At 52.6% G+C, this 1693-nt stretch carries 1 rRNA gene; it reads left to right on the top strand.

Annotated features, from left to right (window positions below):
- Positions 1 to 141: 141 nt before the first annotated feature.
- Positions 142 to 1683, top strand: a 16S ribosomal RNA gene (locus tag D9734_RS11585).
- Positions 1684 to 1693 lie beyond the last annotated feature (10 nt).

Raw genomic sequence — 1693 nt, 5'->3', positions numbered from 1 at the left:
TCTTTAACAATTTATCAGACAATCTGTGTGGGCACTCGAAGATACGGATTCTTAACGTCGAAAGACGATAAATGAATACCAAGTCTCAAGAGTGAACACGTAATTCATTACGAAGTTTAATTCTTTGAGCATCAAACTTTTAAATTGAAGAGTTTGATCATGGCTCAGATTGAACGCTGGCGGCAGGCCTAACACATGCAAGTCGAACGGTAACAGAAAGAAGCTTGCTTCTTTGCTGACGAGTGGCGGACGGGTGAGTAATGTCTGGGAAACTGCCTGATGGAGGGGGATAACTACTGGAAACGGTAGCTAATACCGCATAACGTCGCAAGACCAAAGAGGGGGACCTTCGGGCCTCTTGCCATCGGATGTGCCCAGATGGGATTAGCTAGTAGGTGGGGTAACGGCTCACCTAGGCGACGATCCCTAGCTGGTCTGAGAGGATGACCAGCCACACTGGAACTGAGACACGGTCCAGACTCCTACGGGAGGCAGCAGTGGGGAATATTGCACAATGGGCGCAAGCCTGATGCAGCCATGCCGCGTGTATGAAGAAGGCCTTCGGGTTGTAAAGTACTTTCAGCGGGGAGGAAGGGAGTAAAGTTAATACCTTTGCTCATTGACGTTACCCGCAGAAGAAGCACCGGCTAACTCCGTGCCAGCAGCCGCGGTAATACGGAGGGTGCAAGCGTTAATCGGAATTACTGGGCGTAAAGCGCACGCAGGCGGTTTGTTAAGTCAGATGTGAAATCCCCGGGCTCAACCTGGGAACTGCATCTGATACTGGCAAGCTTGAGTCTCGTAGAGGGGGGTAGAATTCCAGGTGTAGCGGTGAAATGCGTAGAGATCTGGAGGAATACCGGTGGCGAAGGCGGCCCCCTGGACGAAGACTGACGCTCAGGTGCGAAAGCGTGGGGAGCAAACAGGATTAGATACCCTGGTAGTCCACGCCGTAAACGATGTCGACTTGGAGGTTGTGCCCTTGAGGCGTGGCTTCCGGAGCTAACGCGTTAAGTCGACCGCCTGGGGAGTACGGCCGCAAGGTTAAAACTCAAATGAATTGACGGGGGCCCGCACAAGCGGTGGAGCATGTGGTTTAATTCGATGCAACGCGAAGAACCTTACCTGGTCTTGACATCCACAGAACTTTCCAGAGATGGATTGGTGCCTTCGGGAACTGTGAGACAGGTGCTGCATGGCTGTCGTCAGCTCGTGTTGTGAAATGTTGGGTTAAGTCCCGCAACGAGCGCAACCCTTATCCTTTGTTGCCAGCGGTCCGGCCGGGAACTCAAAGGAGACTGCCAGTGATAAACTGGAGGAAGGTGGGGATGACGTCAAGTCATCATGGCCCTTACGACCAGGGCTACACACGTGCTACAATGGCGCATACAAAGAGAAGCGACCTCGCGAGAGCAAGCGGACCTCATAAAGTGCGTCGTAGTCCGGATTGGAGTCTGCAACTCGACTCCATGAAGTCGGAATCGCTAGTAATCGTGGATCAGAATGCCACGGTGAATACGTTCCCGGGCCTTGTACACACCGCCCGTCACACCATGGGAGTGGGTTGCAAAAGAAGTAGGTAGCTTAACCTTCGGGAGGGCGCTTACCACTTTGTGATTCATGACTGGGGTGAAGTCGTAACAAGGTAACCGTAGGGGAACCTGCGGTTGGATCACCTCCTTACCTTAAAGAA

It is taken from the genome of Escherichia sp. E14S1, assembly GCF_004211995.1.
In the GTDB taxonomy this organism is placed as follows: domain Bacteria; phylum Pseudomonadota; class Gammaproteobacteria; order Enterobacterales; family Enterobacteriaceae; genus Escherichia.
The sequence above is the reverse complement of the archived record's forward strand: the minus strand, read 5'-3'. Positions and strand labels throughout refer to the sequence as shown.